Annotated in this window: 19 protein-coding genes, 3 pseudogenes and 1 riboswitch; of the genes and pseudogenes, 9 read left to right on the top strand and 13 right to left on the bottom strand. The window is 70.6% G+C overall.

The window, feature by feature from the left end:
- Positions 1-361: 361 nt before the first annotated feature.
- Positions 362-1,423, top strand: a complete 1,062-nt coding sequence (gene sepH, locus OG507_RS30295; RefSeq protein ID WP_327370297.1) for a septation protein SepH — start codon at positions 362-364, stop codon at positions 1,421-1,423.
- A gap of 137 nt (positions 1,424-1,560) precedes the next feature.
- Here sepH and OG507_RS30290 read toward each other — a convergent pair whose 3' ends face one another.
- Positions 1,561-2,388, bottom strand: coding sequence for a sulfurtransferase (locus OG507_RS30290; protein WP_327370296.1), 828 nt, complete (start codon positions 2,386-2,388; stop codon positions 1,561-1,563).
- A gap of 233 nt (positions 2,389-2,621) precedes the next feature.
- Between OG507_RS30290 and OG507_RS30285 the strand changes: the two genes are divergently transcribed.
- A complete protein-coding gene (locus tag OG507_RS30285) occupies positions 2,622-3,401 on the top strand; it encodes a VOC family protein (RefSeq protein ID WP_327370295.1) in 780 nt (259 codons plus the stop codon).
- A 25-nt stretch (positions 3,402-3,426) separates the two neighbouring features.
- Here OG507_RS30285 and OG507_RS30280 read toward each other — a convergent pair whose 3' ends face one another.
- Complete coding sequence (locus OG507_RS30280) at positions 3,427-4,335, bottom strand: PaaX family transcriptional regulator (RefSeq protein WP_327370294.1); 909 nt, start codon at positions 4,333-4,335, stop codon at positions 3,427-3,429.
- A 55-nt stretch (positions 4,336-4,390) separates the two neighbouring features.
- On the opposite strand from OG507_RS30280, the pseudogene OG507_RS30275 reads away from it, so the two are divergent.
- The 3 genes and pseudogenes from OG507_RS30275 to OG507_RS30265 all read left to right on the top strand — a co-directional run.
- Positions 4,391-4,585: pseudogene (locus OG507_RS30275) on the top strand (acetyl-/propionyl-CoA carboxylase subunit alpha); the annotation flags it as partial.
- Positions 4,586-4,687: 102 nt separating this feature from the next.
- Positions 4,688-5,569, top strand: coding sequence for an alpha/beta hydrolase (locus OG507_RS30270; RefSeq protein ID WP_327372155.1), 882 nt, complete (start codon positions 4,688-4,690; stop codon positions 5,567-5,569).
- A complete protein-coding gene (locus tag OG507_RS30265; RefSeq protein ID WP_327370293.1) occupies positions 5,566-6,834 on the top strand; it encodes an MFS transporter in 1,269 nt (422 codons plus the stop codon). The genes OG507_RS30270 and OG507_RS30265 overlap by 4 nt, the downstream gene beginning before the upstream one ends.
- Before the next feature lie 62 nt (positions 6,835-6,896).
- Here OG507_RS30265 and OG507_RS40505 read toward each other — a convergent pair whose 3' ends face one another.
- The 3 genes and pseudogenes from OG507_RS40505 to OG507_RS30255 form a co-directional block, all read right to left on the bottom strand.
- Positions 6,897-7,037 (bottom strand): hypothetical protein, encoded by a 141-nt coding sequence (locus OG507_RS40505; RefSeq protein WP_442811042.1) that lies wholly within the window; start codon positions 7,035-7,037, stop codon positions 6,897-6,899.
- Positions 7,024-7,161, bottom strand: a pseudogene (locus OG507_RS40500) (thymidine kinase); the annotation flags it as partial. The gene OG507_RS40505 and the pseudogene OG507_RS40500, both read right to left, overlap by 14 nt.
- Positions 7,162-7,809: 648 nt before the next feature.
- Positions 7,810-9,639: a PhoX family protein gene (locus OG507_RS30255; protein ID WP_327370292.1), complete on the bottom strand. Its 1,830-nt coding sequence runs from the start codon at positions 9,637-9,639 to the stop codon at positions 7,810-7,812.
- Positions 9,640-10,117: 478 nt separating this feature from the next.
- On the opposite strand from OG507_RS30255, the pseudogene OG507_RS30250 reads away from it, so the two are divergent.
- Both OG507_RS30250 and OG507_RS30245 read left to right on the top strand, forming a co-directional pair.
- Positions 10,118-10,450, top strand: a pseudogene (locus OG507_RS30250) (transposase); the annotation flags it as partial.
- 116 nt (positions 10,451-10,566) lie between these two features.
- Positions 10,567-10,926: a hypothetical protein gene (locus tag OG507_RS30245; protein WP_327370291.1), complete on the top strand. Its 360-nt coding sequence runs from the start codon at positions 10,567-10,569 to the stop codon at positions 10,924-10,926.
- A 434-nt stretch (positions 10,927-11,360) separates the two neighbouring features.
- Here the strand turns inward: OG507_RS30245 and OG507_RS30240 are convergent, their stop codons facing one another.
- The 4 genes from OG507_RS30240 to OG507_RS30225 form a co-directional block, all read right to left on the bottom strand.
- Positions 11,361-12,011, bottom strand: a complete 651-nt coding sequence (locus OG507_RS30240; protein ID WP_327370290.1) for a thymidine kinase — start codon at positions 12,009-12,011, stop codon at positions 11,361-11,363.
- Positions 12,012-12,077: 66 nt separating this feature from the next.
- On the bottom strand, positions 12,078-13,265 hold the full coding sequence (locus OG507_RS30235) for an alkaline phosphatase family protein (protein WP_327370289.1): 1,188 nt from the start codon (positions 13,263-13,265) through the stop codon (positions 12,078-12,080).
- On the bottom strand, positions 13,265-13,861 hold the full coding sequence (locus OG507_RS30230; RefSeq protein ID WP_327370288.1) for a DUF5998 family protein: 597 nt from the start codon (positions 13,859-13,861) through the stop codon (positions 13,265-13,267). The genes OG507_RS30235 and OG507_RS30230 overlap by 1 nt, the downstream gene beginning before the upstream one ends.
- Before the next feature lie 130 nt (positions 13,862-13,991).
- The gene (locus OG507_RS30225) at positions 13,992-16,898 is read right to left on the bottom strand and encodes a bifunctional acetate--CoA ligase family protein/GNAT family N-acetyltransferase (protein ID WP_327370287.1); all 2,907 of its coding nucleotides are present in this window, start codon (positions 16,896-16,898) and stop codon (positions 13,992-13,994) included.
- A gap of 173 nt (positions 16,899-17,071) precedes the next feature.
- On the opposite strand from OG507_RS30225, the gene OG507_RS30220 reads away from it, so the two are divergent.
- A complete protein-coding gene (locus OG507_RS30220; protein WP_327370286.1) occupies positions 17,072-17,353 on the top strand; it encodes an HPr family phosphocarrier protein in 282 nt (93 codons plus the stop codon).
- A gap of 143 nt (positions 17,354-17,496) precedes the next feature.
- Here the strand turns inward: OG507_RS30220 and OG507_RS30215 are convergent, their stop codons facing one another.
- The 4 genes from OG507_RS30215 to OG507_RS30200 all read right to left on the bottom strand — a co-directional run bounded on the left by OG507_RS30215 (position 17,497) and on the right by OG507_RS30200 (position 22,548).
- Positions 17,497-18,210 (bottom strand): GntR family transcriptional regulator, encoded by a 714-nt coding sequence (locus OG507_RS30215; RefSeq protein WP_327370285.1) that lies wholly within the window; start codon positions 18,208-18,210, stop codon positions 17,497-17,499.
- A 227-nt stretch (positions 18,211-18,437) separates the two neighbouring features.
- Complete coding sequence (locus tag OG507_RS30210; RefSeq protein WP_327370284.1) at positions 18,438-19,250, bottom strand: M23 family metallopeptidase; 813 nt, start codon at positions 19,248-19,250, stop codon at positions 18,438-18,440.
- Between the two features lie 13 nt (positions 19,251-19,263).
- Positions 19,264-19,430: riboswitch (cyclic di-AMP (ydaO/yuaA leader) on the bottom strand.
- Positions 19,431-19,756: 326 nt separating this feature from the next.
- A complete protein-coding gene (locus OG507_RS30205; protein WP_327372154.1) occupies positions 19,757-21,139 on the bottom strand; it encodes a M16 family metallopeptidase in 1,383 nt (460 codons plus the stop codon).
- A gap of 26 nt (positions 21,140-21,165) precedes the next feature.
- Positions 21,166-22,548, bottom strand: coding sequence for a M16 family metallopeptidase (locus OG507_RS30200; protein WP_327370283.1), 1,383 nt, complete (start codon positions 22,546-22,548; stop codon positions 21,166-21,168).
- Positions 22,549-22,818: 270 nt separating this feature from the next.
- Between OG507_RS30200 and OG507_RS30195 the strand changes: the two genes are divergently transcribed.
- Positions 22,819-25,269, top strand: coding sequence for a DNA gyrase/topoisomerase IV subunit A (locus tag OG507_RS30195; RefSeq protein WP_327370282.1), 2,451 nt, complete (start codon positions 22,819-22,821; stop codon positions 25,267-25,269).
- The last annotated feature ends 9 nt before the right edge of the window (positions 25,270-25,278 follow it).

Genomic DNA, 25,278 nt, shown 5'->3' with positions numbered 1-25,278 from the left:
CTCCCGCACCTCACGAGAACTTCGGCGGCGCGGCGGTCCACCCACATGGCCCGAATGGAGTACTGTGGCGAGCCCTGGGGCCGGACTCCCGCGCGGGTGTCCGGGATCTTCGGGAGGGGGCCGAAGGAGGCACTCGATCCGGCGGCGCCACGGCATCGCACGGGGACTGATTACAGAAAGCGACCACCAGTCACTTTCTGTTGCAGAATAGGTCACCGTGTCATACCGGCGATCAAGGGCTCACACCCGACACGCCGGGCAACACGGCAATGTTGTGGCAGGCTGCACCCGGGCAGGCCACACTCGACTAGCGGAAGCAGCGACGCACGTGACGTCGGCAGGCACCACCCGGGAGGTCCCCATGCCCGAACTGCGTGTCGTGGCCGTCTCCAACGACGGCACACGACTGGTGCTCAAGGCTGCCGACAATACGGAGTACACGCTTCCGATCGACGAGCGGCTGCGAGCCGCCGTGCGCAACGACCGCGCGCGGCTCGGCCAGATCGAGATCGAGGTGGAGAGCCACCTCCGCCCCCGCGACATCCAGGCCCGGATACGAGCCGGCGCCTCCGCGGAGGAGGTCGCCCAGTTCGCCGGGATTCCGGTGGACCGTGTCCGCCGCTTCGAGGGCCCCGTCCTCGCCGAGCGCGCCTTCATGGCCGAGCGGGCCCGGAAGACTCCCGTGCGCCGTCCCGGCGAGAACACCGGCCCCCAGCTCGGTGACGCGGTGCAGGAGCGGCTGCTGCTGCGCGGCGCCGACAAGGAGACCGTCCAGTGGGACTCCTGGCGTCGAGACGACGGCACCTGGGAGGTCCTGCTGGTCTACCGGGTCGCGGGCGAACCGCACTCGGCCAGCTGGACGTACGACCCGCCGCGCCGGCTGGTCCAGGCCGTGGACGACGAGGCGCGTTCGCTGATCGGCGAGACCGATGACGTCGCGGCGCCCGAGCCGAGCTTCCCGTTCGTGCCCCGGATCGCCCGGCTGCCCCGCGACCGGCCGCTGGACCGTGCCCTGGACCGTCAGATGGAGCGCCCGACGGCCCCCGTGCCGGAGCCGGAGGAGCACATCGGCGGCATCTCGGCGAGCGAACGCGATTCGCTGACCAGCCTGCTGGAGGCGGTGCCGAGCTTCCGCGGCGACATGGTGGTGCCGGAGCGCCCCGTGCAACCCGAGCCTCCGGCGATCGAGCCCGCCATGCAGGAGCCCGGGGCCGATGAGCCGCCGGCCGCGGCGGCCTCCGCCGGTGCCGGTTCCGCCTATGCGGATGTGCTGATGCCGCGGGCGGTGGCCGGACACCGCGACCGGCTGACCGGGACGACGGACCGCCAGGCCGAGGCGGACGGCGTCCGGCCGGGCCGCCGTGCCGCCGTGCCGAGCTGGGACGAGATCGTCTTCGGTACGCGCCGCAAGAAGCAGGACTGAGGCAGGGTGACCGCAGCATGACGAGGGCCCGTACGCAGTGGCGTACGGGCCCTCGTGCGGCATACGGGCCCGGCAGTGCCGCGTGTGCGCGGAGCGCGGTACGGCCATGGCGTGGCGACGGACCGGTGCGCGCCCCGTTACTGGGGGTCGGGGCCCTTGGCCACCGGGCGGGACTCGTCGCCGGACCACTCGGACCAGGAGCCCGCATACAGCGCCGCGGGGATCCCGGCGACGGCCAGGGCCAGCACCTCGTGGGCGCCGGAGACACCGGAGCCGCAGTAGACGCCCACCTGCGGCGCCCGGTCAGCGCCGAGCCCCTCGAAGCGGGAGGCCAGCGAGTGCGCGGGCAGGAATCGGCCGTCGTCCACCACGTTCTCGGAGGTCGGGGCCGAGACAGCGCCCGGGATATGGCCGCCCACCCGGTCGATCGGCTCCACATCGCCCCGGTAGCGCTCGGCGGCCCGCGCGTCCAGCAGCAGACCCGAGCGGGCCAGCGCCGCGGCCCCGTCCGCGTCCAGCAGCGGCAGGGCGCCGGGGACGGGCCGGAAATCGCCCTCTGCCGGGGTCGGGATCTCCGTCTGCAGCTCCCCCGTCCAGGCCGCGAGACCGCCGTCCAGGACCCGGACATCCTCGTGCCCCGTCCAGCGCAGCAACCACCAGGCGCGCGCCGCGGCCCAGCCCTGGCCGCCGTCGTACACGACCACCGGAGTGTCCCGGGAGACACCGGCCCGGCGCATCACCGCGCCGAATTCCTCCGGGTCGGGCAACGGATGACGGCCGCCGCTGCCTGGCGGACCGGCGAGTTCCGCGTCCAGGTCGACAAAGACCGCACCGGGAATGTGCCCGGCCTCGTAGTCGGGCCGGCCGTGCGGGCCGCCCAGCTGCCAACGTACGTCCAGGAGCACCGGCGGATGTGGCCCCGCCGACTCGCTCATGCATTCGGATGCGGTGATGATGGGCTTCATGGGTGCCATCCTCGCGCAGGAGCCGCCCCACCAGTAACACCTTCGAAACGGACGTATCGCATAAAAACGGTCTCTCTCTGTCGAGATCCCGGAAAGTGCGGCGCGGCCGGGGCACATCGTGCGCCGGGTGGTGCAAACATCTGCACGGGGCGCACACATCCTGTACCGCATGGCGGCGCACCGGCCCCGTTCCCCCCGTACGGCCACCACGATGGTCCGAGGAGAGAGTGACGATGACCGAGGCTGCCGCCCGACGCACGCCCGGAGCGCCTTGCTGGGTGAGTCTGATCGTGCACGGCCTGAGCACGACCGAGGATTTCTACGCCGATCTGTTCGGCTGGGAGTTCGTGCCGGGCCCGGACCAGCTCGGTCCGTACGTCCGCGCGCTGATCGACGGGAAGGTGGTCGCGGGCATCGGACAGCTGCCGCCCGACCGCCATCTGCCGGTCGCCTGGACCACCTATCTGGCCACCGACGACGCCGATGTCACGGCGGAGGTGATCCGCTCCTGCGGCGGCACGGTCGCCGTCGGGCCGCTCGATGCGGGCGAGGCGGGCCGGATGGCCATCGCCTCCGACCCCAGTGGCGCGGTCTTCGGGATCTGGCAGGCCGCCGCGCACGTCGGCACGGCACTCGCCGGAGCCCACGGCACCCCGGTCTGGAACGAGCTGGTGACCCGCGAGACCTCGACGGTCTGCAAGTTCTACCAGACGGTCTTCGGCTATGAGGCGGAGGCGGTCGTCTCGGCGGACTTCGACTATCAGACCCTGCATCTGAACGGCCGTCCGGTGGCCTCGCTGCACGGCGTCGGTCACGCCCTGCCCCGCGACCGCGGCCCGCACTGGATGACGTACTTCGAGGTCGACGACACCGACGCTGCCGCGCAGCGCGTGGTGGAGCTCGGCGGATACATCCTGCAGCCGCCCCGGGAGGGGTCGAGCGGCCGGGTGGCGACCGTGGCGGATCCGGAGGGCGCGGTGTTCACGATCGTACGGTCGGCCGCCCGCTACTGAGCAGCCCGGGCGCGGGGCGGGCCGGTCAGCCGGCCCTGACCCGATCGACATGCCGGCGGGCGGGGCCGGCCAGCCGGGCGTGCAGCTCGTCGAAGAGTTCGGACGCCTCGGTTCCGCTCCACTCGGCGGGCAGCAGTTCACGCGCCACACCCGGGTCGAGATAGACGAGCCTGCGCCAGTCGGTGAGGACCCTGATGTACGTCGCGAACGCCTCGCGGTCCGTCACCGGGCCGCCGCTCGCGATCCGCTCGGCCACCGGGCGGTGCACGGCGAGGAACTCGACGTACAGCTGCTGCAGCCGCACGGTGTCCCACCAGGAGCGCACCTTCGCGGGAAGGTCCCCGCTCCCGTCGTCCTTCTTGTCCTTGTCCCCCGCCTTGTCCTTGTCCCCCGCCACCGAGAGGTAGTCGGCCCGGAAGAGGTCGGCGTACGAGCGCAGCCCGTGCCTGGCCAGCATGTCCTCCGCCTCCTCGTGCACATGGCCCGGTGCGATCCACACCCCGGCGGACACGGAACCGAAGCCGAGCCGGGTGAGCTGGGTGCGCAGGGTGTGCCGCTTGGCGCGCTCGGACTCGGGCACGGAGAAGACGACCAGCACCCAGCCCTCGTCCACGGTGGCCCTCCGGGCCGCGAAGATGCGCGGGTCGCCGTCGCGCAGGATCCGCTCGGTCTCGGATGAGATCCGGTATCCGGCCGCTCCGGAGACCGATTCGGCTTCGAGAAGTCCGGCGCGCTTCAGCCGGGAGACCGAGGACCGTACGGTCGGCCCCTCGACGCCGAGGTCAGCGAGCAGCTGGATCAGCGAGGCCACGGACATCCAGCCGTCGGTGTCGCGCGCGTACAGCCCGTAGACCGTCACGATCAGCTGCCTCGGCTGCACCTTGCCCAGCGGGCCCGGTTCGGACTCGGCCTCTGTTCCGCTCACCGTGTTCACGGCGTCATCCTAAGCATCCGCACCGGACGCCCGAGGGCTCGGTCGACCACCGCCCGGCCTTCGCCCGGAGGGCTCCCTGCCCTCGTCGGCGGGCATGAGCCCGGCCCGCACCCGACTCGCGGCCGACGCCGGGCCCGAACACCGCGCGACGAAGAAGACCGGTCCAAACGCCTCCGGTTACACGCTCACGTCGCCGATGCAAGGCACGATCGTCAGGGTCGCCGTCGAGGGCGGCGAGGAGGTCAAGGAGTGACGCATGGCAGACATCTCGGCGGCCACCACGCCACCGGCCACCGCTCGAAGGGCGGTGCGGCGCCACGTGGCGCTGCGTCCGGCCCCGGTCTCTCCGGGCGTGCACCGCATCACGCTGAAGGCAGCCGCCGTGAGACTCTCGGGTCTGCTGAGTGAACCACCGCAGGGTTCTCCGCGAGCCGTCGTCATCGCTCTGCACGGCGGTGGCATGAGCGCGGGCTACTTCGACGGGCAGGCCCACCCGGATGTGTCCTTGCTGACCCTCGGAGCGTCCCTCGGTTACACCGTGCTTGCCCTGGACCGCCCCGGCTACGGCACATCCGCGGCCAGACTGCCCGACGGGCAGACACTCGTCGAACAGGCGGCCGAACTGTCCGCCGCCATCGAGCGCTTCACCTCACGCGGTGCGACGGGCGGCGGCGTGCTGGTGCTGGGCCACTCCTTCGGCGGCAAACTCGCGCTCACGCTCGCCGCCGACAAGGCTCCGGAAGGGCTGCTGGGGCTGGACATCTCCGGGTGCGGCCACCGGCTCGCCGTGGCACCCACAGAGGTGCACCAAAGCCTCGGCTCCGCGAACCGGAGGCTCAACTGGGGACCGCTGAGCCTCTATCCGCCCGACACCTTCAGTGCCATCCAGCCGGTCGTGGCCCCGGTGCCGCCGCGCGAGGTGGACGCGGTCGGCGGCTGGGCACGGCTGTCCGCCGAGATCCTGCCGCGGATCCGGGTGCCCGTCCGGCTGACCTTCGCCGAGCACGAGGCATGGTGGCGGCACGCGGACGAGGACCTCGCCGATCTCACCGCCCGGCTGTCCGCGGCGCCCCGCGCGGTCATGGACCGGATGTCCGGCGCCGGGCACAACATCAGCCTCGGCAGGGCCGCCCGTCCCTACCATCTGAGGGCCTTCGCGTTCCTGGAGGAGTGCTTGGCGGCACCGGGCCGAGCGGCGGACGCCGAAGACCGGAATGTGGATGTCCGCCGGTGACGGCTCTGCTCCCGGAGACCTTCCGTGCCCTGCGCGTGCGCAACTTCCGGCTCTTCGCGGGCGGACAGATCGTGTCGGTGGCGGGCACCTGGATGATGGTCGTCGCCCAGGACTGGCTGGTCCTCGGACTGACCGGTGACTCCGGTACGGCCCTGGGCACCGTGACGGCCCTGCAGTTCACGCCTCTGCTGCTGTTCACGCTCTACGGCGGGCGGCTCGCCGACCGCTACGACAAGCGCATGCTCCTGACGATCACGAATCTGGCCTCGGGAGCGCTCGCGCTGCTGTTGTCGCTGCTGGTGTTCGCCGGCGCGGCCGGACTGTGGCACATCTACGCGTTCGCGCTCGGCCTCGGTCTGGTGAACTCCGTCGAGGTCCCCACCAGGATGGCCTTCGTCAGCGAGCTGGTCGGGGCGGAGCTGCTGCCGAACGCGTCGGCGCTCAGCGCCGCGTACTTCAACGCCGCCCGAGTCGTCGGACCGGCCGTGTCCGGGCTGCTCATCACGGCCGTCGGCACCGGCTGGGTGATGCTCGTCAACGCCGCCAGCTACGGCGCCACCGTGGTGGGGCTGCGTCTGATGCGCTCGGCCGAACTGCACCGGGTGGCGGGCGGGCGCACGCGCTCGCGTGTCGTAGACGGGCTGCGCTACACGGTGAGCCGCGCCGATCTGAGAGTGCCGATGGTTCTCGTCGCGGCGATCGGCCTGTTCGGGCTGAACTTCCAGCTGACGCTGCCGTTGCTGGCGAAGTCGGTGTTCCACTCCGACGCGTCCTCCTTCGGCCTGCTGACGGCCGCGTTCGCCGCGGGATCGCTCATGGCGGCGTTCGCCACGACCGCGCGCCGCGGTCGGCCGCCCGCCCGCCTGGTGACCGGGTCCGCGGTCGTCTTCGGCGTCCTGGAGACGAGTGTCGGCTTGGCACCCTCGTACGCGGCCGCGGTGGTGCTGCTCTTCCTCACGGGGTTCGCGGCGATCTACTTCGCGCAGGCCGCCAACCACCGCATCCAGCTCGGCAGCGACCCGCGCTACCGCGGCCGTGTCCTGGCCCTGTACACCCTGATCCTCCAGGGCTCCACCCCGCTCGGCGCCCTGCTCGTCGGCTGGCTCACCGAACGCTGGGGAGCACGGTCCGGATTCGTGGTCGGCGGGCTGGCCTCGCTCACCGCCGCGATGGTGACCGTGGCCGCGGGCCGTCGCCATCCCCGGCACACGGTGCGGACCGGGGTACCCCACGGCACCGTACAGAAGACACGGGAGCCGATATGACGGCGCTTCGGTCCTGCGGCGCAGCCGTGCTCCCGCTCGTGGGGTGAGACCGGGCCGCGAGATCAGGCGGGGGTGACCGGCAGGGCGTCCGGAGAAAAGGCGCCGGCGTGGGCCACGGTGCTGGTCACGCGCCGACGGTGGTGACGACGGCACAGCACCTCGTAGCCGACCTCCGCCGCCGAACGGTTGATCCATGTCCTCATCGGCCTCGACGGCCTCGGTGACCAGCCCGAGGCGCGAGGAGAGCTTCCCCTCCCCCGCCCGGTCGTCACGGGTGAAGATCACGCCTTGCAGGCCGCGCGCCGAACGGTTGTGGCCGATCTGCAGCGCCGGCGTCCTTGTACTTGACTATCCACCATCTCCCATTGCGCACCTGCCATGACGCCAAGCGCTCTGCGCCCCTCGGTCGACACAGAGAGAGTGCTCACGTACACGTGCCCGTCGTCGCAGGTGCCGTCACAGACGATGCAGATCAGCTTCGGCGCACTTCAAAGCCCACCTTCGAGACGCTCAGTCAGCCGCCCCATCGTCGATGGTCTCGCTGATCCGGGCGGTGTGCCGTCCACAGATGTCAGATCAAGGCAGCGGCGCGGGCCGCGTAAATCTCGGCGGGATTCCGGTCCTCTTCGGAACCTTGGACGGCCAGGAGGAGATAGTCCCAGTTCTCACCCCAACTGCCCCACGGCTCGCCCCGCAAGAAGCGCACCACGATTTCACACGGACAGGGGCGCCCCATACGTGAGCCGGACCTTCGCCGACACCAGCCGACAGCATGGCATCCGCCCTAGCATGGGACGCGTCGGATCGAGCTACGGCATTGCCTGCACCCTCATTCGCTACCGCCGACCAGCCAATTGAGATGACCTGTAATGCCCGGCCCGGCATCGATGTGGTGATCCGGCAGACCTGAACGCCGACGCCGGTACCGCAACCGCTGCGGACCGGCGCCGGCGTCGAGGTCTGCGTGGAGTGCGCTCAGCGGGCGCCGACCACACCACCGTCTTCCCTGGTGATGACGATCGTGGCCGACCGGGGACGACCGGTGGGGCTGAAGTCCGGCCAGTTCGAACTCGACCTGGGGTTCTCGGGCGTACCGGAGTCACCGGGGTGCTGGATGTTCACGAACAGCGACCGGCCGTCCGGCGTGGACGTGATGCCGGTGATCTCGCAGCGCGGCGGACCGACCAGGAACCGCCGGATGTCGCCGGTGTCGGGGTCGGCCGCCAGCATCTGGTTGTTCTGCGCGACGCCGTTGACCGTCGGCTGGGTTCCGTCGGTCTGGATCCACAGCCGGCCCTGCGCATCGAACCAGAGGCCGTCGGGCGAGCCGAAGGCCTGGTCCGGGGGAACGGTGGCGCCGCTGGCCTCGTCCCCGGCGAGCAGGAAGATGTCCCACTCGAACTTCGCCGAGCCGGGGTTGCGGTTCTCGTCGATCTTCATGATGTGCCCGAAACGGTTGTTGAGCCGCGGGTTGGGCGCGTTCACCGACTCGGTTCGGGCCGTGTTGTTGGTACAGGTGAAGAACACCGCGCCGGTGCCGGGCTGCACCGAGCACCACTCCGGGCGGTCCATAGGGGTGGCTCCCACGGCATCCGCGGCAAGACGCGCATGGATCAGCACCTCGGCCTGGTCGGCGAACCCGTCGGCCTTGGTCAGGCCCGGCTTGCCGTGCACCAGCGGCAGCCACCTGCCGGAGCCGTCCTCCTCGAACCGGGCGACGTACAGGGTGCCCTTGTCGAGAGGGCTGCGCCGATGCTTGAGCGCGTCCTTGATCGGCTCGGCGCCCACGAACTTGTAGAAGTAGTCGAACTGCGTGTCATCGCCCATGTAGACGACGGCCTCACCGCGCTTGCCGCGCACGACGACGGCGTTCTCGTGCTCCATGCGACCCAGGGCGGTCCGCTTCTTCGGCTTCGACGAAGGGTCGAAGGGGTCGATCTCGACCACCCAGCCGAACCGGTTGTACTCGTTGGGCTCCACCCGCATGTCAAACCGCGGTTCCGTGGTGTACCACGGGTACGGGCTCTCCGATCCGATGCCGTAGCGCTCCTCGACCGAGCCGGCCGGCGGCGGTTCCTCGTCGTAGAAGAAGTACTTGTTGATCGTCTCTTCGCACGTCAGGTAGGTGTCCCAAGGGGTCGGCCCGCTGGCGCAGTTGTTCAGGGTGCCCAGCACCCGGACGCCGTAGGGGTCCGCGCTGGTGCGCAGCAGCGGGTGTCCCGCCGCCGGACCCGTGATCTCGGCAGGCGTGGTCATGGTCACCCGGCGGGCGTACTTGGATTCGTTGAGGTGCCACTGGCCGTTGCGGCGCCGTTCGATCTCGATGATCGACACACCGTGCGCGGCCATCGACTTGGCGGTCTTCTCCGACGTCCAGTCGGCACGGCCGTCGGTGTGCAGCAACTGCTCGGCCGTGGACTCGTGGTTCACGCAGAGCAGACCGGAGCGATCGCCCTTGAGTGGGAAGAACCACATGCCGTCGTGCTGGTCACCTGCCTGCTTGGCCTGCTCGGCAGCGGTGTTGCCGGCGTCCTCGGCGAAGGCGGGCCCGGACGGCACGATCGGGTGACCCCAGGGGTAGAGCACCTGGTATCTGTAGCCCGGCGGCAGCACGACCTTGTCGGCGGTACTCGGTGAGACCGCAGGGAACCCGAGCAGCGGCTTGCGACCACCATGAGTCGCAACACCCGCCTGTTCGGTAGCGGCTGCCGCGGGCGGGGCCGCGAAGAACGACGCGGCGGCGGTGACGAGCCCTCCGGCCACCACCGTCCTGCGGGACAGGCGACGCTGGGCCAGTTCGGACATCGAAGGTGAAGCAGGTGTGTCGGGGCGCACGTACGGCCTCCAGCCGAGATCAACAACGGGGTGCCCCTGTCAGGGGTTCGCCACACTAGGAAGCCGAGGTGGCCCGCTCTCCACTCGAAGGTAAATGGAAGGTCAAGAGGGGAGGCGTCGAGATGGAACTCCCGGGGCCACTGGGGCGATTGGAATCATGGCGCGGTCGTCGGCCGTGTCCGGCACACCGTCGATGCGCGCCGTGTGGCCCCGGCCCGTCCGCGCCCTGTTCACGGGTGGCAGGATGCGGGACCTGAGGAGAGAGGCCGGATGCGATGGGGCGGCGCGAACGGGAGGCGGTTGTCCGCGGCGGGTGGCCGCCGGTAATCATGTTCTTGTGATGGGCGTCAACTCCCTTGTGGGGACGGCGCTTTACGGGCTGTCGTCGAGGACGTGGCGGACAGTGGTGGCGCGGTGGTGGTCACGGGCCCGCACCCGGGATGATGCGGTGCCGTGTCCGGTGCTCACCGCGTAGAAGGCCGCGCATCCCTCGGTCAGCGGCCATCAGGGTCGGTGCGCGATGCGGGAGATCGTCAACGCGCTGCTCCACCAAGGGCGAACGGGCTGTCAGTGGGAACTGCTCCCACATGACCTTCCCCCGCCGGGTGCGGTGAAGTACTACTTCTACCTCTGGCGCGACGAAGGCATCGACCAGACCATTCACGACCTGCTGCGCTGGCAGGTGAGAGAGATGGGCCGCCGGAAGGCTGACCCGAGCCTGGCGGTGCTCGACACCCAGAGCGTGCACGCGGCGGCCGAGGTGCCTGCGGAGTCGACGGGGTGCGAACTGGTCGGCAAGTGCAGCCGGGCTGACAGTGGTTCACGCATGCCGCTGGCCTCCCTGCCATGTCATCCCAAGGGCGCAGTGCCGGAACCGTCTTTTGTATCGTCTTGGCGATGTTCAGCATGATCACGGCGGTGATCTTGTCGGCGGTCGCACTCAGTGCGACCTCTCAGGTGTCCGATGAGCCGCTGGACAAATACGGCAGCAAGATAGATCTCTTCCAGGACGCCGAGTGCGAGGCCAAGGCAGATACCCCTCCCGATCAGCTCTTCTCGAAGTGCTTCTTTGAGCACCAGTCGACCATGCAGAAGGATGCGGCGTTCTGGGAGAGGGAGGTTGCGGTGCGGCAGGCGGACATCCAAGCGAAAGGAAACTTGGCAATCATCTTCGGCCTGCTCGGAGTGACCTTCGCGGTCTGCGCCGTGGCGTCCAACAGGAGTAGCCGGACCGAGCCACAAACCACCGACGCCTGAGTAGCCCGTCCCGGCCCAGTCCGGGCACCCACGCTTACCCAACGATCCTCGCAGCCATAGGCCCGGCCGCCAAGGCAACTGGCGGCCGTCGACCCCATCCGCAGCCATGGGCCGCGGCGACGACACTTCAGCAACGCGACATCACCCGGCTGGAAGTACTCACCCGGAGCGGGAACCACGCATATTACGCCGAAATCGCCCACTTCACGGCCGGACGTCCGCTCCACGACCAGCCATCAGCACGGGCGCGGTGTCTCGATGGAGCACCAACCACCCGCGACCGGTTGCCCACCGCGCTGCGCTCACTGGGCAACCGCCGTCGGGCATCCAGGCGGCGGGTCCGCCAGTGCACGGGACAGGCTATCGGGTAGAGAAGAGGCCAAGAGGCTCTGCGGACCACCGCAGTGTGAACCACGGCCGTGTCGCCGACACCCTCAGTCGGAGGCCACCGGCAGGACGTCCGGTGACAGCACGCCAGCACGGGCAGAACCGCTCGTCATGCGGCGCCGATGGTGACGCCTGCACAACACCTCGTAGCCGACCTCAGCAGCCGGGCTGCTCACATCACCGACAACGACCTGCTCACCTTCCACCACCATCTCGCCGCCCACCGTGCGGGCATTGTGCGTGGCACGCGCCCCGCACCAGCACATCGCCTGCACCTGAAGCGTCTCGACCCGGTCCGCCAGCTCGATCAGCCGCCGCGAACCGGGGAAGAGCTTCGTACGGAAGTCGGTAGTGATCCCGAAGGAAAAGACGTCCAGGCGCAAGTCATCCACGACTCGCGCCAGTTGGTCGATCTGCACCGGCTCCAGGAACTGCGCCTCGTCCACGATCACGTAGTCGACCCTGCCGCCCTGCGACACCCGGTCGACGACATAGCCGTACAAATCCATGCCCTGTACCGCCTCGACAGCCTCGGTCACCAGCCCGAGCCGTGAAGAGAGCTTCCCCTCCCCCGCGCGGTCGTCCCGAGTGAAGTTGAGACCCTGCAGCCCTCTGGCCGACCGGTTGTGCGCAATTTGAAGCGCCAGAGTGCTCTTTCCGCAGTCCATCGTTCCGGAGAAGAACACGAGCTCGGGCATGAGGGGCTGGGCACCTTTCGGGCGGGGTGAAGCGCGGCGGCGGGGAACGTCGGCAGGAAAACGCGGTTACGAGCGTACTTCGAGCAGGGGGACGAGCTGCTCGACGGGGGTCATCGAGCCGTGCATGCCGACCATCGCGGACTCGTGCGGCTCATGGACCGAGGCGGTGATCACCACGTCGTCGCGGGCAGCCGCGACGACGTCGCCGATCCTGCCGTGGACCCGTTCGTCGACCTTCGGGCCGAACCAGCCGGCCGATATGGCCTCGTCCCGGCTCGCCACCCAGAACTGCTCGCCGAGCACTTCCCGCCAGACGGTCAGCACGTCGTTCGCCGCCCCCGGGACGGCGTACACATGACGGGCCCGGCCCTCGCCGCCGAGCAGGGCGACGCCCGCGCGCAGCTCCCAGTCCTCGTCGAAGTCGATCCGGGACTGCTCGTCGAAGGGGATGTCGATCATGCCGTGGTCGGCGGTGATGTACAGAGCCGAGCGGGGCGGGAGCTGTTCCGCCAGGCGCCGGGCCAGGCCGTCGACGTACATGAGCTGTCCGCGCCAGGCGTCGGAGTCGACGCCGAAGCGGTGGCCCTTGCCGTCGACCTCGCTGTAGTACGTGTAGACGAGCGACCGGTCACCCGCGGCGAGCCGCTCGGCGGCGACGTCCATCCGCTCCTCGCCGGACAGCCGGCCGAGGAACGAGCCGCCGCTGAGTGCGACCTTGGTGAGCGGGGTCTGCTCGAAGGCGGGGGCGGAGACCTGGGCGGTGCGCACACCCGCGGCGTCGGCGAGCTTGAAGACGGTGGGGTACGGCTGCCAGACCTTCGGCGGGGTCCAGGGCTGCCAGCGGAGCTGGTTCATCAGCTCGCCGGTCTCCGGATTGCGCGCGGTGTAGCCGGGCAGGCCGTGCTCCCCCGGCGGAAGTCCGGTGCCGACCGAGGCCAGTGAGGTCGCGGTGGTGGACGGGAAGCCCGCCGTGATCGGGCGGCCCGTGCCGCCGCGCGAGGTGGGCAGCAGGGAGTGCAGAAACGGTGCCTCGTCCGGGTGGGCCTTGATCTGCTCCCAGCCGAGGCCGTCTATCAGGAACACGCAGTTCCGGTCGGCGGGGGTGAGCTCGGGGATCGCCGCGGCGAAGCCGGGTACGCCCTGTCCCGCGACGAGCGTGGGCAGCAGATCCGCGAGGGAGCCGCTGCCGTACTCCGGAACGGGGGCGGTGTCGATGGGGAGCAGAACGGGGTCCTGCCAGGCCGGCTGGGCCATCAGCGGCCGGTCGCCGCGGTCGCGGCCGTGGCCTCGGAGAGCGCCTGGGCGAAGGCAAGGGTCTGGCGCACGGTGTCCGGGCCGTCACCGGCCTCGCTGACCCGCAGGCTCAGATCGTCGGCGGTGGAGCTGCCGGTGTAGCCGTGGTCGGCCTCGCAGTTGGGGTCGCCGCAGGCGGCGGGCTCCAGGTCGATCCGGGAGACCGCGCCCCAGCCGATGGTGAGGACGACCTCGCGGGGCAGTGTGCCCGGTACGTACTTCTCGGGGTTGGCCACGACCCGGCTGACCACGACCGACGAGATCCGGTCGAGCTTGACCGACTCGGTGGAGGTGGTGGCGTACGGCGTCGGGGAGCTGGTGTCCGCGTTCTGCTCGTCGGTGTGGCTGACGACGAAGCGGGTGTCCGTCAGGACCAGAACCGTGACGTGGCGGCGCACCTCGTTGGAGTCGAAGGTGGTCTCCTGGTGCACCAGGTACGAAGCGACCGGCTCACCGCCCACGGCGGCCTCCACCGCCTCGGCCACGAGGGCCGGGTAGTAGCCGCTGCGCTCGATCGCCGCGCGCAGCCCCTGGGTCGTCGTACCGGTCTTTGCCATGAGGACCATCCTACGGGGGCCGGATGACTGCCGGGGACGTTGTGAGGCAGGGCGGACCGGGCCTCGCGCGGTGATGGGGGCCCGCTTTCGCGCCTGCCCGGCGGCCTGGGACGGAACCGTGCCGCTGCGGTCAGTAGTTGGGGAGGCGGCGGGGGCCGAGGTCGGTGCGGGCCGGGGGCGGTGAGAGCCGGAGGCTCGCGCCGAGGACGGTCAGGCCGTGAGTGGCGACCACGACCGGTTCCAGGGCGATGGAGACCACCTCGGGATGGTCGTCGACCAGCCGGGACACCCGTAGCAGCAGCTCTTCGAGCGCCGCGGTGTCCACGGGCGCGGCCCCGCGCCAGCCGAACAGCACCGGGGCCGCGCGGATGGACCGGATCAGCTCGGCGGCGTCGCGGTCGGTGGCCGGAACCAGGCGGTGGGCGGTGTCACCGAGGAGTTCGGAGGGCGCGCCCGCGAGCCCGAAGGAGAGGACGGCGCCCGCCGCCGGGTCGATCGTGGCGCGTACGACGGTGTCGACGCCGCGCGGCGCCATGGCCTGAACGACGGGCTGGAGCTCGGCGGGCTTGCCGAGCAGGTCGGTCAGTTCGCCGTACGCCCGGCGCAGCGCGCTCTCGTTGGCCAGGTCCAGCCGGACACCGCCGAGATCGGCGCGATGGCGCAGATGGGGTGCGGTGGTCTTGAGCGCCACGGGATAGCCGAGCCGTGCCGCCGCGGCGACAGCGGCTTCCGGGTCGGGGGCGGGAAGTGTGGGTCGTACGGTGACGCCGTAGCGGCCCAGGAGTTCGCGCGCCTCGTCGTGGGTGAGCGCTCTGCCCCGCGGGTCGGGGTCGGGGCCGAGGAGGGCGTCGATCAGTCCGGCGGCCCCCGGCTCGTCGATGGTGTCGTCGAGGAACTCGGGCACCTTGCCGGGCACGGCGGCCTGCCTTCGCCACTGCGCGTACCGCACCGCTTCGGCCAGGGCGCGCACGGCCCGCTCGGCGGCGGGATAGGCGGGGATCCGGCCGGAACGGGTGCCGGTGGCTGTGGCTGTGGTGGGTGGGGCGTCGTCGCCGGTGGCTGCGGTGGGTGTGCTGTTCCCGGGTGTCGGGGCGGTGTGCGCGGGGCCGGGGCCGGTCGTGGGGGCGTCCGCGGAGGGCCGCGCCGGGGGGCGCGGCACGGCGACCGTGCTGGTGGCCACTGCGAGGGCCTCCGCCAGGCCGCCGATCTCCACATGGACGACGGCCACCGGCTTGGCGGGACCGGCGGCCGCGGCAGCGTGCAGCGCGGTCGCCAGCACCTCTCCGTCGCCCGATTCCGCCTCGCCGTTCTCGCCCACCCACGGAATCGCCGTCACGACCACCGCGTCGCAGCCCTCGTCGGCGAGCGCCTCGGTCAGGGCGTCCCGGAAGTCCTGCGGGGTGGCGGCGGTGGTGAGGTCGCGGGGCGGGCGCGGGCGCAGCCCCTCGGTCAGGCAGGCGTCGTACGTGAGCAGGCCGAGCGATTCGGAGTTGCCGAGGATCGCGACCCGCGGGCCCGCCGGGAGGGGCTGATCGGCGAGGAGGAGGCCCGCGTCGACCATCTCCGTCACGGTGTCGACACGGATCACGCCCGCCTGCCGCATGAGCGCGGAGACCGTCGCGTCCGGGATCCGGCTGACCGGCACCGCGTGGCCGGGCGGGGTGGAGCCGCTGTGCCGGGCGCCCTTCACCACGACCACCGGCTTCACGGCCGCGGTGCGCCGCGCGAGGCGGGTGAACTTACGAGGGTTGCCGAGCGATTCGAGGTACAGCAGGGCGACGTCGGTGTCCGGGTCCTCGTACCAGTACTGCAGGAAGTCGTTGCCCGAGATGTCGGCGCGGTTGCCGGCGGAGATGAAGGTGGACAGGCCCGCGCCGCGCCGGTAGAGCCCGGAGAGCAGTGCGATGCCGATCGCTCCGGACTGGGTGAACAGGCCGATGCGTCCGCGGGCCGGCGGTTCGGGGGCGAGGGAGGCGTTCAGCCGGACGGCCTCGGCGTTGTTGATGAGGCCGAAGGCGTTGGGACCGATGATCCGCATCCCGTACGAGCGGGCCTGACGGACCAGTTCACGCTGCCGTTCCCTGCCTTCGGCGCCCCATTCGGCGTATCCGGCGGAGAGGACGACCAGCCCCTGGACGCCGTGCTCGCCGCAGTCGGCGACGGCTTCCGGAACCCGTTCGGCGGGGACGGCGACGACGGCGAGGTCGACCGGTTCGCCGATCTCACCGACGCAGCGGTGGGCGGGAACACCGTCGATGGTGCCCTGGTCGGCGGCGAAGGCGCTGTTCACGGCGTACGCACGGCCGGTGAAGCCTGCGCCGAGGAGGTTGCGCAGGACCGTGCGGCCGACCCCGCCGGGGGTGCGGCCCGTGCCGATGACGGCGACGGACCGGGGGGCGAGCAGGCGTTGCACGGAGCGCGCCTCTGCCCGCTGCTCACGGGCGCGCTGGACGGCGAGGGACTCCGCGGTCGGTTCGAGGTCCAGGGTGAGATGGACCGAACCTTCCTCGAAGCTGCGCTGCTGGGTGTACCCGGCATCCCGGAACACCTTGATCATCTTGGTGTTGGCGGGCAGCACCTCGGCCGCGAAGCGGCGGATGCCGCGCTCACGGGCGACGGCGGCGATGTGCTCGAGGAGCGTCGAGGCCACACCCCGGCCCTGATGCGCGTCCTGGACGAGGAAGGCGACCTCGGCCTCGTCGGCGGGCGTGGAAGCGGGCATTCCCCGGTCGTCGATCCGGTCGTAACGGACGGTTGCGATGAACTCGCCACCGACCGTGGCCGCGAGCCCCACCCGGTCGACGTAGTCGTGATGGGTGAAGCGGTGCACGTCCCGGTCGGACAGACGGGGGTACGGGGCGAAGAAGCGGTAGTACTTCGACTCGTCGGAGACCTGCTCGTAGAAGCTGACCAGCCGTTCGGCGTCGTCCGTGGTGATGGGCCTGATCCGGGCGGTTCCTCCGTCACGGAGGACCACGTCAGCTTCCCAGTGGTCGGGGTACGCGTGATGCGGACTCTGCTCCGGCGAGGGCTGCATGGGCAAAGAGTACGGCTCCGTCAGCGGTCGCGTGGGCCTTGGGGCCGGGGCAGTCTGAGGGTGCCGATCGGGCGGCGCGGCACGGGTTGTGGGCGTGCCGAGGGTCGGCCGGAGCATCGCGCACCACATGAGAGACTGGTCTAGACAACCATTGATCCGTGAAGGGCAGAACCATGGCTGAGCGCCGCGTCAATGTCGGTTGGGCCGAGGGCCTGCACGCCCGCCCCGCTTCCATCTTCGTCCGTGCCGCCACGGCCTCCGGCGTCCCCGTGACGATCTCCAAGGCCGAGGGCAACCCGGTGAACGCCGCCTCCATGCTCGCGGTGCTCGGTCTGGGCGCGCACGGCGGCGAGGAGATCGTGCTCGCGTCCGAGGCCGATGACGCCGAAGCCGCTCTGGACCGTCTGGCGAAGCTCGTCGCCGAAGGGCTCGACGAGCTTCCGGAGACCGTCTGAACCAGTTTCTGCGAGAGAGCCGCAGCACCCTTAATTCGGAGCTGCGGCTTTTTCGCATTTTCGGCCTGCGATCAGCGGAGCGAATTCGGGCAGCCCGAAGAAAGCCCTCCCCGAATTACGACTCTTTGTATACGGCGTAATTGTTAATGCCGGACGCCCGTGGTGTTTACGGAATGTTGCGAAGTTCTCACCCGGTCGGCGGCGGGGGCGGCGGGCCGGTGGCCCGGCCGGTCGGTGCGGCGCAGCCGGTGCGCGGACGCGGCCCGTTCGGCGTGCTGAGTGGCCAGCGCCCTGGCCCGTTCCGCGTCGCCCCGCGCCACCGCGTCCACGATGGCTCCGTGCTCCGCCCAGGAATCCACCGGGCGGGCCGGCTGATCGACCGTGTACATCCAGGCGATCTTGTGCCTGAGCTGAGTGAGCAGCGCGATCAGGCTGGGGCTGCCGGAGGCCTGCGCCAAGGTCTCGTGGAACCAGCCGCCCAACGAGCGCAGATCCTCCCCCTCACCCCGCCGGGCCCGCTCCTGGCCGAGCCTGACCAGACCTCGCAGCACCTTGAGGTGCGCCTCGGTGCGGCGCTGCGCGGCGCGGGCGGCGCCCAGCGGCTCCAGCAGCATCCGGACCTCCAGGAGGTCGGCGGCCTCCTGCTCGGTGGGCTCGGCGACGCAGGCGCCCGCGTGTCTGCGGGTGACCACGAAACCCTCGGACTCCAGGGTGCGCAGCGCTTCCCGTACCGGGACACGGGAGACCCCGTAGCGGCGCGCCAGCAACTCCTCGGTGAGCCGGCTGCCGCGTTCGAAGACACCGGAGACGATGTCGTCACGGATAGCCGTGCATACCGAATGCGCCGGAATGCGCATGTCCGAACCTCCGCCTTAATCCCCGCGAAACGCGGCCGACCGACGCCTGTTCTGCGACTCTATTGCAATGCGGCCGCATTTCCGATGCCGGGTCGAAATCCATGAATATCTTTTGGCCACGGGACGGTTCGGCGAGCAGGTGCTGCGGCGGGCGCGGAGGCCGGGCACGGCGAAGGCCCCGGCATGCCGCCGGGGCCTTCGAAGGGGTGCTGCGGGCGGAGCGTCGGTCAGACGTTGACGCCGTGGGCGCGCAGGTACGCGACGGGGTCCATGTCGGAGCCGTACGAGGGAGTGGTCCGGGCCTCGAAGTGGAGGTGCGGTCCGGTGGAGTTGCCGGTCGAGCCGGAGAGGCCTATCTGCCGGCCCGCGTCGACGCTCTGGCCGACGGAGACGCCGATCGAGGAGAGGTGGCCGTACTGCGTGTACGTGCCGTCCGTCATCCGGAGCACGATGTTGTTGCCGTACGCGCCGCCCCAGCCGGCCTCGACGACGGTACCGGCGCCGACAGCGACGACGGAGCTGCCGGACGCGGCGTGGAAGTCGATGCCCGAGTGGCTGCCGGAGGACCAGAGCGAGCCGCTGGACTTGTAGCCGGTGGTGACGTACGAACCGGCGACCGGGAGCTGGAACAGGCCCAGGCGGGTGCGCTCGGCGGACCGGGCGGCACGGGTCTTCTCGGCGCGCGCCTCGGCTGCGCGCTTCGCGTCGGCCTTGGCCTTCGCCGCCGCCTTCTTCTTGACTTCGGCCTTCTTCGCGGCCTCGACCTTCAGCTGGGCCTGCGCCTTCGCCTTCGCGGCGACATCGGCCTGGCGCTGCTGCACGGCGGCCTGGGCGTCGATCCGGTCCGCGAGGGCGCCCTCGATGGCGATGATCTCGTTCAGACCGGTCTCGCTGACGGAGGTGTCCGCGGCGAGGGCCGGAGAGGCCACACCGCCGATGACGCCGGTGGTGGCCAGGGCCGCGACGCCGACGATCTTCGCGCTCCTGCGCGTCAGTCGGTTCGGGGCACGATGCTTCCCGGTGGCACGGGTGAACGCCATGAGGGGGCTGATCCTTTCCTTCCTTCTCGCCTACCGGGTTAGCTGACGGGTTCGGAGCAGGAAGGTCTCCTACGGACGCCCCGGCCTCGGTGAGGCTCAGGCATCCGATTCACCCCAGGGACTGCGTGGGTCCCCGGCTCCCCAGGCTCGCGCCTGACGGGGACTCGGCGATGGCTGCCCGGTACGTCGCGGATGCGGCATACGAGTGACAGGCAGCCCAGCCGACGCTAGGCGGGGTCACTTTCATTCACCAAACGGACAGGCCGCTTTGTAGCGCATCCCACAGGGCAAGCGGGCAATATTCCCCACATAAAGGACAAAGAGGAAGGCCCTGGTGAGATCCAGCTCACAAGGGTCTTCCTCTTGTCCCGATATGCAGGCATATGGTGGGCCGAGGGATCAGCCGGCACGGGCCTGTACGGCCTGCGCCGCCCGGCACCCGGCACCCGGCACCCGGCACCCGGCACCCGGCACCCGGCACCCGGCACCCGCGACGGGTACGTCCGTCAGCCGGTGACCACCGACACCTCTCCGATGCCCAGGGCCCGGACGGGCTCCTCGATCCGCGCCGCGTCACCGACGAGGACCGTGACCAGCCGGTCGCCCGGGAAGGCGTTGACCACCGCAGCGGTCGCCTCGACCGTGCCGGTCTCCGCGAGCCGGGCGTACAGCTGAGCCTGGTAGTCGTCCGGGAGGTGCTGCTCGACCTGGTCGGCGAGGGTGCCGGCCACCGAGGCCGCCGTCTCGAACTTCAGCGGCGCGACACCCACGAGGTTCTGTACGGCCGTCTCGCGTTCCTCATCGGTCAGCCCCTCGGCCGCCAGGGTCCGCAGGACCGTCCACAGGTCCTCCAGCGCCGGTCCGGTGGACTCCGTGTCCACCGATCCGCTGATGGCGAGCATCGCGGCACCGGTCGCCCCCGAGGCGGAATCCGGGGCCGAGGACCGCAGCACCTGGGCGAAGGCCCGTACGCCGTAGGTGTAGCCCTTCTCCTCGCGCAGCACACGGTCCAGCCGGGAGGTGAGCGTGCCGCCCAGGCAGTACGTGCCCAGCACCTGGGCCGGCCACACGCTGTCGTGCCGGTCGGCGCCGATCCGGCCGATCAGCAGCTGCGTCTGCACCGCGCCGGGGCGGTCGACGATCACCACTCGGCCGGTGTCGTCGGCGGTGATCGGCGGGGCGGGGCGGGGCTCGGCGGTGTCTCCCGACCAGTCCCCGAGGGTGTCCGCGAGCAGGGCGTCCAGGTCGATGCCGGTGAGGTCTCCGACGACCACGGCGGTCGCCGTGGACGGCCGGACATAGGCGTCGAAGAAGGCGCGCACGGCTGCCGAGTCGATCCGCTCCACCGTCTCCTCGCTGCCCTGGCGCGGGCGCGACATCCGCGCCGTGGCCGGGAAGAGCTCCTTGGAGAGCTGCTTGGCGGCGCGCCGGGCCGGGTTGGCCTGCTCGTGGGGGATCTCGTCGAGCCGGTTGCGTACCAGCCGTTCTACCTCGCTGTCGGCGAAGGCGGGCGCCCGCAGCGCCTCGGCGACCAGCGCGAGCGCCTTCGCCAGCCGGGAGGCCGGGACCTCCAGGGAGACCCGGACGCCGGGGTGGTCGGCGTGCGCGTCGAGCGTGGCGCCGCAGCGCTCCAGCTCGGCGGCGAACTCCTCGGCGGTGTGCTTGTCGGTGCCCTCGGACAGCGCCCGCGACATGATCGTGGCCACGCCGTCCAGGCCCTCGGGCTCGGCGTCCAGCGGGGCGTCGAGGAAGATCTCGACCGCCACGACCTGCTGGCCGGGGCGATGGCAGCGCAGCACCGTGAGGCCGTTGGGCAGGGCGCCTCGCTCCGGCGCGGGGAAGGCCCAGGGGCGGGCCACGCCGGGGGCCGGCTGCGGGTGGTACTGCATCGAAACTCCAGTCGCGGAGGCGTCGGTCACTTGTCCGCTCCTTCGTGCGCGTCGGTGTCGTCGGCGTCGGTCTCATCGGCGGCCGCTGTGTCCGCGGGCTCGGCCGATTCGACCGGCTCGTAGACCAGCACAGCCCGGTTGTCGGGGCGCAGCTGGGCCTTGGCTACCGCCTGGACCTCTTCCGCCGTGACGTCGAGCACCCGCTGTACGGCGGTCAGGGCGAGCTGAGGGTCGCCGAACAGCACGGTGAACCGGCACAGTTCGTCGGCGCGGCCCGCGACCGTACCGAGCCGGTCCAGCCACTCGCGCTCCAACTGGGCCTGCGCACGCTCCATTTCCTCGGCCGTGGGGCCCTCGGCGGCGAACCGGGCGAGCTCCTCGTCGACCGCGGCCTCGATCTGCGGCACCTCGACACCGCCGGACGTCTTGACGTCCAGCCAGCCGAGCGAGGGCGCACCGGCCAGCCGCAGCAGCCCGAACCCGGCCGCCACGGCCGTACGGTCACGACGGACCAGGCGGTTGTGCAGCCGCGACGACTCGCCGCCGCCCAGCACGGTCAGCGCAAGATCTGCCGCGTCACACTCACGGGTGCCGTCGTGCGGCAGCCGGTAGGCGGCCATCAGCGCCCGCGCCGGGACCTCCTCGTGGACCTCCTCGCGCAGCTGCTCCCCGATGGTCTCGGGGAGCGTGCCGTCGCGCGGCGGGCGCTTGCCGTCGTGGGACGGAATGGAGCCGAAGTACTTCTCGATCCAGGCGAGCGTCTGCTCCGGGTCGATGTCGCCGACGACCGAGAGCACCGCGTTGTTCGGCGCGTAGTACGTACGGAAGAAGGTGCGCGCGTCCTCAAGGGTCGCGGCGTCCAGGTCCGCCATCGAGCCGATCGGCGTGTGGTGGTACGGGTGGCCCTCGGGGTAGGCCAGTGCCGTCAGCTTCTCGAACGCCGTGCCGTAGGGGACGTTGTCGTAGCGCTGGCGGCGCTCGTTCTTGACGACGTCGCGCTGGTTCTCCATGGACTCGTCGTCGAGCGCGGCGAGCAGCGAACCCATCCGGTCGGCCTCCAGCCAGAGGGCCAGCTCCAGCTGGTGCGTGGGCATGGTCTCGAAGTAGTTGGTGCGCTCGAAGCTGGTGGTCCCGTTGAGTGAACCGCCCGCTCCCTGCACCAGTTCGAAATGTCCGTTCCCCTTGACCTGGCCGGAGCCCTGGAACATCAGGTGCTCGAAGAGGTGAGCCAGGCCGGTGCGCCCCTCGACCTCGTGGCGCGAACCGACGTCGTACCAGAGGCAGACCGCGGCGACCGGGGTCAGATGGTCCTCGGAGAGCACCACGCGCAGGCCGTTGGCCAGACGGTGCTCGGTCGCTGTCAAGCCGCCGGAGCCGGCCTGGGCTGTGGCCGTGTGACCCATGGGCATGTACGTCCCTTCGATCGCGATACTGGATTTCCTGCGAGACCTGCCACTGTAAGCAAGCGCGTGGACACCTGGCGAAGTTCCCATACCGCGGAAGTTCGCGTGAAAGAGGGGCGCATCCCCCGCGGAACGGGTCGTGAAACCATCTCGGCAGGGGGCCAGAACGGCTCTTGGGACGGGTCGAGGTCGGCGATGTCAGTGCGGCGGTCCACAATGGTCCGCGTCAGAACCTGAGGTTGCCCGAACAGAATCCGTGAAGGAGTCGCAGCAGCGATGGCCCGCCGCAGCACGAAGACCCCGCCGCCGGACGACTTCGAGGAGAAGATCCTCGACATCGACGTCGTCGACGAAATGCAGGGCTCCTTCCTCGAGTACGCGTACTCGGTGATCTACTCACGGGCCCTGCCGGACGCCCGTGACGGCATGAAGCCGGTGCACCGCCGCATCGTGTACCAGATGAACGAGATGGGCCTGCGCCCCGACCGCGGCTTTGTGAAGTGCGCCCGCGTCGTCGGCGAGGTCATGGGCAAGTTGCACCCGCACGGCGACGCGTCGATCTACGACGCGCTGGTCCGTCTGGCGCAGCCGTTCTCCATGCGGCTTCCCCTGGTCGACGGCCACGGCAACTTCGGCTCGCTCGGAAACGACGACCCGCCGGCCGCCATGCGGTACACCGAGTGCCGGATGGCCGACGCGACGTCACTGATGACGGAGTCGATCGACGAGGACACCGTCGAATTCCAGTCGAATTACGACGGCCAGGAGCAGGAGCCCTCCGTCCTCCCGGCCGCGTACCCGAACCTCCTGGTCAACGGGTCGTCCGGGATCGCGGTCGGCATGGCGACCAATATGCCGCCGCACAACCTGGGCGAGGTCATCGCCGCCGCCCGCCATCTGATCAGGCATCCGGGCGCGGACCTGGAGACCCTGATGCGGTTCGTCCCGGGTCCCGACCTGCCCACCGGTGGCCGGATCGTGGGCCTGGGCGGCATCAAGGACGCGTACACCGGCGGCCGCGGCACGTTCAAGATCCGTGCGACCGTGTCCGTGGAGGACGTGACGGCGCGCCGCAAGGGTCTGGTCGTCACGGAACTGCCCTTCGCCGTCGGACCGGAGAAGGTGATCTCCAAGATCAAGGACCTGGTCTCGGCGAAGAAGCTCCAGGGCATCGCCGACGTCAAGGACCTGACCGACCGCGAGCACGGCCTGCGCCTGGTCATCGAGGTGAAGAACGGCTTCGTGCCGGAGGCCGTGCTGGAGCAGCTCTACAAGCTGACGCCGATGGAGGAGTCCTTCGGCATCAACAATGTGGCGCTGGTCGACGGACAGCCGCTCACCCTGGGCCTCAAGGAGCTCCTGGAGGTCTATCTCGACCACCGCTTCGACGTGGTGCGCCGGCGCAGCGAATTCCGCCGCCGCAAGCGCCGCGACCGGCTGCACCTGGTCGAGGGCCTGCTCGTCGCGCTGGTCGACATCGACGAGGTCATCCGGCTCATCCGGTCCAGCGACAACTCCGCCCAGGCGAAGGAGCGGCTCATCGAGCGCTTCTCGCTGAGCGAGATCCAGACGCAGTACATCCTGGACACCCCGCTGCGCCGGCTTACCCGCTTCGACCGGATCGAGCTGGAGAGCGAGCGGGACCGGCTCAACACCGAGATCGATGCGCTGACCGCCATCCTCGAATCGGACACCGAGCTTCGCAAGCTCGTCTCCTCCGAACTGGCCGCGGTCGCCAAGAAGTTCGGCACCGACCGGCGTACGGTTCTGCTGGAGTCGGCCGGATCGCAGGTCGCCTCGGTGCCCCTGGAGGTCGCGGACGACCCCTGCCGGGTGCTGCTGTCCTCGACCGGCCTGCTGGCCCGTACCGCCAATGACGATCCGATCGTCTTCGCCGAGGACGCCAAGCGCACCAAGCACGATGTGATCGTGTCGGCCGTTCCGGCGACGGCCCGTGGCGATGTGGGCGTGGTGACGTCCGCGGGGCGGCTGCTGCGGATCGCGGTGATCGATCTGCCCCAGCTGCCGGACACCCACGCCGCACCCAGTCTCTCGGGCGGGGCGATGGTTTCGGAGTTCCTCACGCTGGCGGGCGACGAGGAGGTCATCTGCCTGACCACGCTCGACGAGGCCTCTCCCGGCCTGGCGATCGGCACCCTGCAGGGGGTCGTCAAGCGGGTGGTGCCGGACTACCCCGCCAACAAGGACGAGTTGGAGGTCATCACCCTCAAGGAGGGTGACCGGATCGTCGGCGCGGCCGAACTGCGTACGGGCGAGGAGGACCTGGTCTTCATCACGTCCGACGCCCAGCTGCTGCGCTACCCGGCGGCGCAGGTGCGGCCGCAGGGGCGGCCCGCGGGAGGCATGGCGGGGATCAAGCTGACGGCGGACGCCGTGGTGATCGCGTTCACCGCGGTGGATCCGGCGGCGGACGCGGTCGTGTTCACGGTGGCGGGTTCGCACGGCACGCTGGACGACTCGGAGCTGACGTGCAAGCTCACCCCGTTCGACCAGTATCCGCGCAAGGGCCGGGCCACCGGTGGGGTGCGCTGCCAGCGGTTCCTCAAGGGCGAGGACGTTCTGGTGTTCGGCTGGGCGGGTGCGACGCCCGCCCGGGCCGCGCAGAAGAACGGCACGCCGACCGAGCTGCCGGAGCCGGACCCGCGGCGTGACGGTTCGGGGACGCCGCTGGTCAAGCCGGTCGCGGTGGTCGCGGGACCGGTGTAGTCGGACGGG

The sequence above is a fragment of the Streptomyces sp. NBC_01217 genome (assembly GCF_035994185.1).
Lineage (GTDB): Bacteria > Actinomycetota > Actinomycetes > Streptomycetales > Streptomycetaceae > Streptomyces.
The sequence above is the reverse complement of the archived record's forward strand: the minus strand, read 5'-3'. Positions and strand labels throughout refer to the sequence as shown.

Coding starts and splice junctions, on each gene's coding strand:
- sepH (WP_327370297.1), top strand. CDS start 362: ATGCCCGAACTGCGTGTCGTGGCCGTCTCCAACGACGGCACACGACTG.
- OG507_RS30290 (WP_327370296.1), bottom strand. CDS start 2,388: ATGAAGCCCATCATCACCGCATCCGAATGCATGAGCGAGTCGGCGGGG.
- OG507_RS30285 (WP_327370295.1), top strand. CDS start 2,622: ATGACCGAGGCTGCCGCCCGACGCACGCCCGGAGCGCCTTGCTGGGTG.
- OG507_RS40505 (WP_442811042.1), bottom strand. CDS start 7,037: ATGAGGACATGGATCAACCGTTCGGCGGCGGAGGTCGGCTACGAGGTG.
- OG507_RS30255 (WP_327370292.1), bottom strand. CDS start 9,639: ATGTCCGAACTGGCCCAGCGTCGCCTGTCCCGCAGGACGGTGGTGGCC.
- OG507_RS30245 (WP_327370291.1), top strand. CDS start 10,567: ATGTTCAGCATGATCACGGCGGTGATCTTGTCGGCGGTCGCACTCAGT.
- OG507_RS30240 (WP_327370290.1), bottom strand. CDS start 12,011: ATGCCCGAGCTCGTGTTCTTCTCCGGAACGATGGACTGCGGAAAGAGC.
- OG507_RS30235 (WP_327370289.1), bottom strand. CDS start 13,265: ATGGCCCAGCCGGCCTGGCAGGACCCCGTTCTGCTCCCCATCGACACC.
- OG507_RS30230 (WP_327370288.1), bottom strand. CDS start 13,861: ATGGCAAAGACCGGTACGACGACCCAGGGGCTGCGCGCGGCGATCGAG.
- OG507_RS30225 (WP_327370287.1), bottom strand. CDS start 16,898: ATGCAGCCCTCGCCGGAGCAGAGTCCGCATCACGCGTACCCCGACCAC.
- OG507_RS30220 (WP_327370286.1), top strand. CDS start 17,072: ATGGCTGAGCGCCGCGTCAATGTCGGTTGGGCCGAGGGCCTGCACGCC.
- OG507_RS30215 (WP_327370285.1), bottom strand. CDS start 18,210: ATGCGCATTCCGGCGCATTCGGTATGCACGGCTATCCGTGACGACATC.
- OG507_RS30210 (WP_327370284.1), bottom strand. CDS start 19,250: ATGGCGTTCACCCGTGCCACCGGGAAGCATCGTGCCCCGAACCGACTG.
- OG507_RS30205 (WP_327372154.1), bottom strand. CDS start 21,139: ATGCAGTACCACCCGCAGCCGGCCCCCGGCGTGGCCCGCCCCTGGGCC.
- OG507_RS30200 (WP_327370283.1), bottom strand. CDS start 22,548: ATGCCCATGGGTCACACGGCCACAGCCCAGGCCGGCTCCGGCGGCTTG.
- OG507_RS30195 (WP_327370282.1), top strand. CDS start 22,819: ATGGCCCGCCGCAGCACGAAGACCCCGCCGCCGGACGACTTCGAGGAG.